This is a genomic window from Bacillota bacterium (assembly GCA_012727955.1).
GTDB lineage: Bacteria > Bacillota > Limnochordia > DTU087 > JAAYGB01 > JAAYGB01.
The window spans coordinates 24247-30797 of sequence record JAAYGB010000061.1; the positions used below are offsets into that span (position 1 = coordinate 24247).

Here is a 6551-nt window from a genome sequence, read left to right on the forward strand (position 1 = left end):
CTCTAAAATGATGATCAGCGCCCGTTTACAGATACAAAGGTGCCTACCTGCAAGGCGTTGCAAGGTTTGCTCAAGACATTATTAGGCCCGCAAGTAATGATTCCTGCAATGAAGTTGACATCCTGCGAATTACTCAATCCTGTACCAGACCCCTTGGGGTAAGGGATTTCAGCGCAGTTCTACCAGGTGGGCAAAGGAAACTTGCTTGCAATCCAGAAACCTCTGTATTATAAGAAGCCAATTTTTAGGTTCAAACAACACTTACTCTGGTATGGGCAGAGGAGAGGAGTAGAGAAGATGCCGTCTTTGGGTTCGTGGCGTCGACTATCCCCGTGGCTCACGCAGGTTAACAAGCATCCACTCCTGCTGGGACTGGGATTGGGGCTAGTGGGGTTAGGGTTAAATTTGTTCCCGCTTTCCTTGACCGAAGGAATCTCCCTCTATCTTGGCCTGATCCCTGCCATTCTTCCAGCGGTTACCCATGGACTAGCTTCCGGTCTGATTTCCTGTGGCATTGCTGCATTGGCCTTCTTGTCTCGACCGGAGGCGGGTTTGGGAGCTGCCGTCCTGATTGTTGGTCTGGTCCTTGTTGCTGGACTGAAACCTTGGGAAAAACTCGAGAATCTGATGATTGAAGGGCTAGGACTGTTCTTCTTGATCTTCGGGGTATTGGTGGCAGAGCACTTGGAGTTCTTGGCTCCCCAGTTAGATCCCGCGGTCCAAAGGGTCTTCTGGTTAAGTCACGCCCTAATTATCCTGGTGGGCGTTGCTGTGGGCCGATGGATAGGTTTACTGCTTGCCGGTGATTTGCACGGCAGGGGTGTGCCAATTGCCGAGTACATCACTAGGGGGCAAAGTGTGGTGATGATTGCCGGCATCGCCGCCATCGCCTACTGGGGAACGGGAAGAATCACCAATCTCACGGTGACGACTCTGGGGCTGACACCGAGCCTGGCAGTAGGGGCAGACCCAACGGCCGGTCTAGAGTTGATGTGTCAAATCATCAGCTACTGGCTGGGATGTCTGCTGTTCCTCACTCTGACGTGTCTAGTGGCCACCAGGGTGATAGTCTATCCCCTAACCAGTTCTATCCAGCACCTAATCCGGGTCTCTACCAAGTCCGTCTCATCCCTGAAAGCCCTAGAGAATCTCAGAGACTATCGATCCTGGGTCTCGGAACTTGATCTGCTAAAGAACCACATCCACCGCACCCTGGGCAAACTACAGGAGCACATTGAATCACTGACTCAAGCCCATCGCCGGATAACAGAACAAAATCAACGCCTCATTGTCCAGTCCCTAGAAATGGAGCTTCTAGCCCGTAAGGACCATCTGACGGGACTACATAACGACGGCAGCCTAGAAAACCACTTTGACCTAATCTGGCCCCTGGTGCAACAGGGTGAGTTAAACGTTGTCCTGCTGATGATTGACGTTGACAATTTCAAGCAATACAACGACACCTACGGCCACTTAGCCGGCAACAAGGTACTAGTTGAACTGGCCCAAATACTCTCAAACAGCGTCGACAGCGACGACATCGTCGCCCGCTACGGTGGTGAGGAGTTCGTGATTGTCCTTCACGACACCTCTGCTGAAAGGGGCAAGGCCATCGCTGAAGAAATTAGGGCCAGAGTCGCAACGACCCTGGCCAATGTCACTATCTCCATCGGGGTATCACAGATTTACCCTGACGATACCCATTGGGAGTCCGCCTTAAATCGAACGGACATCGCTCTATACCAGGCCAAGTCCCTGGGCAGAAATCGGGTAGCAACCTCCAGTAGCTAATGGGTCATCCCTCAACGGGCCCGGAGCAGTGGGGACACCGGCCATGGCGGCGACGCCCCCGGCGGTGGGCAGGAACCTCCACCATCTCACCGCAATCGGGACAATGCATCCTCCGGGTCGCCACCTGGTAGCTGCCGCCTTCAATTCGCAGGGCCTTGGCCTCCACCAGGGCGGTGGCAACCTTCTGCCGAGCGGAACCTAAGATTCGTTGAAAGGTAGGGCGGGAAACCTCCATAATCTCTGCGCACTCTGCCTGATCCAAGCCCTCCAGATCCTTGAGGCGGAGAGCCTCTAATTCCTCCACGGCCAGCGTCACCTCTTCCATTTCCCGACCGGGAACACCGGCAGGCTTGAACAAGCTAGCTTCAGGCAGATTGTGAACCCTCCGGGGTTTTGTGGGGCGGGCCATAGTATCCTATTCCTTTCTATACCAGCATTCTAAGAGAGGAAGGGCCAGGGCCACTTCCTCTCTTCATCGGTCGCACCTATTCAATTCCTTGAGACTATGCTATCGATTCTTGATCAGTGAGAAGTCGCCAGTGGCCGCTGCCCGCAATACCGGCCCCATATACTCATCCACTAAGTCCGCAGTCAAAGGCTCGGGCATATTCTGCAGTTTCATCTCCAGCTGGGGATCCTTTGCCGCCGTCAAGGCCTTTTCGATATAGCTATCGTTCCAACCTTCTAGGTCCGAAAGCTTGGTGGGAAAATCAACTTTCTCACTGAGATTCACCATGGCCTGGGCCACCGTCTCCCCTAGCTCTCGCCCGGACTGCTTGTCTAGATCAACTTCAGCCGGCAACAAACCTGCCTGTTGGTAAATCCTGCCAACGGCCCGGAGTCGCTCCTCAATGGCTGGGGCAAAGAAAACGGTGTAATAGGGATTCATCAAGGCACAGGCCCGTCCGTGACTGGTCAAGTCCACCAAGGAGAAACTGGTCAGGTGAGCCCCATTGGTGCCTCCCACCATGATGGCATAGCCCCCTAGGTCAGTGGCCAAGCCCAAGCCCTCCATAACTTCATCGCCTTGTTCTCCTTGGGCCAAGCGCAGGACATTGTCGACCACCAGCTGAATCCCTGTCAGGCAAACGTCTGACAGCCGCTGATCGACCCCCAATTCCCCGTCTCCAGCCGGTGCACCGTAAAGAACCTCGAGACAATGGGCCAAACCATCGAAGGCACCGTCGAGCACCAGACTGCGGGGTGCGGTCTTCGTAATCTGGTAATCAAAAACTGCCCGCTGAGGAACGATGGCATCATCAACTATCAGCTTTTTCTGTCCAGTGGCGATATCGGTCACGTTGGAATACTTCGTCAGGTGGGCTGCGGAGCTAGCTGCGGTCTGCACCGCGATCAGCGGCACCAGACTAGCCTTGGTCTCCTCCAATGCCTTTGTCACGATGCCTGTTCCAAAGTAGGTATCAATATCTCCACTGTAGGATTCCAAAGAAGCCAGCACATTAGCTGCTTTGGCCGCATCAATGGTGCTGCCACCACCAACTACCACAATGCTGTCAGGCTTGTGGGTCTTGATCAATTCCGCCAGTCGATAAACATCTTCTCTGGGAGCATTGGGAAGAGCCCCGGGAAAGGCAGTGCCGCCTAAGACGCCAATACCTCGCTTCGCCAGACGGGCCCTAATATCATCTACCGTTGGTTTTAACCACTCGGAATCAATGGCGATCAGCAAAACCGAGTTGCCAAATTCCGCTGCGTATTCTGCCACCGCTGCAATTGCGTCGGCTCCAAACCGATAGTTTGAGCCCTTGAAATCTGTGAGCAGATCAACTGCCACTTGTCTCACATCAACACTCATTACCTACCCTCCCACACTGCGTTATGATCTTCTAATCACTTCAGCAAAATATTCCATATTCCTGCCTTCCATCCCGGCTGGTCACCCAAGGCCCTTCCCTCAAGGGGGTTCTAAGCAAGAAAAAAAGGCGTATACAGGGTCACGTAGAAATAGGTCTGTAACTGAAATCAGCATTCGAAGGCGGTGCTATTCATGGATAGAAAGTTTACCCAGGAGCTAGATCGCATTATCTCTGAACTACTGAAAATGGGACAAAATGCCGAAGATTACATCGACGATGCGGTACAGGCCCTGCGAACCAAGGACATAGAGGCTGCCAAGGAGCTAATCACCCGTGACGACATCATCGACAGCAGCCTCATCGTGATTGAAGACAGCCTCGTGCGCCTCGCCGGGATCAAGAGGATGTTACCCAAGGATGCCCGCACTCATCTGGCCATCGCCAAAATCGCCGGAGATTTGGAGCGAATAGGCGACTACGCCACCAATATCGCGGAGGTTGTGCTGCTGCTTAAGAACGAGGCATATATCAAACCGCTGGTCCACATTCCAGAGCTGTCCGATGTGGCCCTGTCGATGCTGCATACCGCGCTCAAGGCCTTTATTAACCAAGATGTCGATTTAGCTGACGCGGTATGCCGCAAAGACGACCAGGCCGATGACCTGCTGAGCGAAATCGAAGCTGAACTAATGGAGCTTGTTGGCCGAGGCGTTAACAGCAACCAAGCCAACCAAGCCTATGCCCTGATTACCGTGGCTCGACATCTGGAAAGAGTAGCGGACTTGGCTACCAATATCAGCGAAGAAACTATTTATATGGTAACCGGCAACCGGGTAAAGTACTAAACCTATGAAAAAAAGAGACCCGCTCCTACTGCTGCCTCTTAGGGGGAAGTAAGAGCGGGTCGATAACCCTTGTCACCCTGGTACTATCGAATTTTCTCTAGATAATACTGCGCCTCCCTGGCCATATGGTCGGGAACAAGGGGTGACAGCCAGCTCAAGATCCGACATTCGGTAAGTTGATCCCGCAAATACACCAGAAATCCTTGCCACTCCTGCATCTCTGCAATCACCTGAGCATTGAATTCCCTCAGTACCGGAAGGGGCTCCGGTTCCTTCCCAATCATGGTATCTATCTCTTCGGCCTTGAGATACAACTGGGCAAAGACCTGCTTGTACTCCATGGCGGTACCAATCAAAGATGTCTCCCGGCTGTCTAACCCAGCAGCAATGTAGGCGGCATGCCCCCAGGCATCGGGCAGCCACAACAGGTGCTCCTCCAACCAGCTCTGGGGTCGTTGGGGCTTGGGCCTTGACAGGATATCGACAAACTCCTCGGCCTCATTGATCATATGCTGCGTGAAGGTCGGTGGTTGGTTCAACGCAATCCGACAATGGAGTTGCCGCTCCAACAGCTCCCTCTTAAAGGCGATCAATTCATCGGTGGACGCCAACACCCTTCTTACCAAGGCAGGGGGTACACCGGGCGACCCAGTAACTCGCAACTCCTTCACTTCCTCATAGAGCTCCAGGAAGATACTCCTCAGCTCCAATACCCTCTTCACCAATGTCCCTTCGGTGGGGGATAGATTGACGAGGATAAACTGGGTGTGATCCCGCAGAATACCCAACCAAAAGGTCATCTCAGCTAGCAGTGTTCCTGTAAAAGAGCGATGGGCCATAGACTCGCCTCCAGACTTTGGGTTCACCTCAAATCTATGCGCCCAAAATCCGTAAGATGACACAAGTCCATGGCCCATTTTAACCCGACAGACAGCTACGCCTCAATTTCCAGCAACTGTTGTGTATCCTTGTCCAGCTGGAACATATTCTTGATCTCGTACTTGTTACCGTCGGCATCCTGAATCACGATGTGCTCGTCGGATAACCAGCGAATATCCCGGCGACGGTTTCGGACCTCAAAACGACGAGGTCCTCGATCCGTTTGCACTGACCAGACATTCACCCGGTACTCCTCGTGGATGCTGTCGATTTTGAGGATCTGAGGAATAAAGTAATCCCTTTCTAATTCCTCCTCTAACAGGGCAACACTTTCCGGAGGCAGATCTTTGTAGCGCTCCAGCATCCCCATGAACTTGCCATCGGTGTCACTGATAATAATAAACCCCTCTGGCTCCGTCAAGGGAAAAGCCATCTTTACTCTTACCGCGATTTCCTTTCCAGTGTCGGTTTTCATCCACAATTGCTGCCAGTTATCTCTGCGAAATTGCACCTGGCCTGGGCTATAGGTTTTTGCCATCAAGACTTCCGCACCCTCCCAAGTATCTATGAAGCCAGCATGTTGCTGCTCAGTTCCGATTGCATCCTGACCATTCTGGCAAATACGCCATTGAGTGCCATTAACTCTTCGTGACTGCCTTCTTCTACGATCTGTCCCTTATCCAGCACCAAGATCCGGTCGGCATTCTTGAGAGTTGATAATCTGTGGGCGATAGCAATGGTTGTCCGGTTCTTGATCAACCTTTCAATTGCTTCTTGAATCAGCTTCTCTGTCTCGGTATCCACCGCGGAAGTAGCTTCGTCCAAAATCAAGATCCGGGGATTTTTCAGAATGGCTCTGGCAATTGCCAAACGCTGCTTTTGCCCACCTGACAAGCGCAATCCCCGTTCCCCGATATGGGTATCATATTTATCGGCAAACTCCATGATAAAATCGTGGGCGTTGGCCGCCTGAGCCGCCCAAATGATATCCTGGCGGGAAGCATTGGGCACACCATAGGCAATGTTATCGGCCACGGAACCATGGAACAGGAGCGGCTCCTGCAGCACTACTCCGATTTGATTGCGCAATGCATGAAGATCATAGGAGCGGACATCGATTCCATCCACCTTCACACTACCTTCACTGACATCATACAAACGGGGAATCAGATTAGCCATGGTGGTTTTACCGGAGCCACTGGATCCCACGAGACCGATC

At 52.7% G+C, this 6551-nt stretch carries 7 protein-coding genes; 2 read left to right on the forward strand and 5 right to left on the reverse strand.

Translation table 11 applies throughout. The features are described from left to right. The first annotated feature begins 297 nt into the window (after positions 1-297). Complete coding sequence (locus GX030_10230; GenBank protein ID NLV92752.1) at positions 298-1791, forward strand: GGDEF domain-containing protein; 1494 nt, start codon at positions 298-300, stop codon at positions 1789-1791. Between the two features lie 4 nt (positions 1792-1795). On the opposite strand, the gene GX030_10235 is transcribed toward GX030_10230, so the two are convergent. Both GX030_10235 and GX030_10240 read right to left on the reverse strand, forming a co-directional pair. Continuing rightward, complete coding sequence (locus tag GX030_10235) at positions 1796-2200, reverse strand: DUF134 domain-containing protein (GenBank protein ID NLV92753.1); 405 nt, start codon at positions 2198-2200, stop codon at positions 1796-1798. Positions 2201-2299: 99 nt separating this feature from the next. Continuing rightward, a complete protein-coding gene (locus GX030_10240) occupies positions 2300-3607 on the reverse strand; it encodes an iron-containing alcohol dehydrogenase (GenBank protein ID NLV92754.1) in 1308 nt (435 codons plus the stop codon). Positions 3608-3799: 192 nt separating this feature from the next. On the opposite strand from GX030_10240, the gene phoU reads away from it, so the two are divergent. Next, complete coding sequence (gene phoU / locus GX030_10245; GenBank protein ID NLV92755.1) at positions 3800-4453, forward strand: phosphate signaling complex protein PhoU; 654 nt, start codon at positions 3800-3802, stop codon at positions 4451-4453. 83 nt (positions 4454-4536) lie between these two features. Here phoU and GX030_10250 read toward each other — a convergent pair whose 3' ends face one another. From GX030_10250 to GX030_10260, 3 genes are all read right to left on the reverse strand, one after another. Further along, the gene (locus tag GX030_10250; protein ID NLV92756.1) at positions 4537-5292 is read right to left on the reverse strand and encodes a DUF2935 domain-containing protein; all 756 of its coding nucleotides are present in this window, start codon (positions 5290-5292) and stop codon (positions 4537-4539) included. Between the two features lie 95 nt (positions 5293-5387). After that, entirely contained in the window at positions 5388-5870 is a 483-nt protein-coding gene (locus GX030_10255) for a DUF1854 domain-containing protein (protein ID NLV92757.1), read from the reverse strand. Between the two features lie 26 nt (positions 5871-5896). After that, positions 5897-6551: ATP-binding cassette domain-containing protein (locus tag GX030_10260; GenBank protein ID NLV92758.1), on the reverse strand; the 655-nt coding region annotated here is incomplete at its 5' end.

What these genes read in the sequence shown, in the direction of transcription:
- GX030_10230 (NLV92752.1), top strand. Translation starts at nt 298, where the DNA reads ATGCCGTCTTTGGGTTCGTGGCGTCGACTATCCCCGTGGCTCACGCAG.
- GX030_10235 (NLV92753.1), bottom strand. Translation starts at nt 2,200, where the DNA reads ATGGCCCGCCCCACAAAACCCCGGAGGGTTCACAATCTGCCTGAAGCT.
- GX030_10240 (NLV92754.1), bottom strand. Translation starts at nt 3,607, where the DNA reads ATGAGTGTTGATGTGAGACAAGTGGCAGTTGATCTGCTCACAGATTTC.
- phoU (NLV92755.1), top strand. Translation starts at nt 3,800, where the DNA reads ATGGATAGAAAGTTTACCCAGGAGCTAGATCGCATTATCTCTGAACTA.
- GX030_10250 (NLV92756.1), bottom strand. Translation starts at nt 5,292, where the DNA reads ATGGCCCATCGCTCTTTTACAGGAACACTGCTAGCTGAGATGACCTTT.
- GX030_10255 (NLV92757.1), bottom strand. Translation starts at nt 5,870, where the DNA reads ATGGCAAAAACCTATAGCCCAGGCCAGGTGCAATTTCGCAGAGATAAC.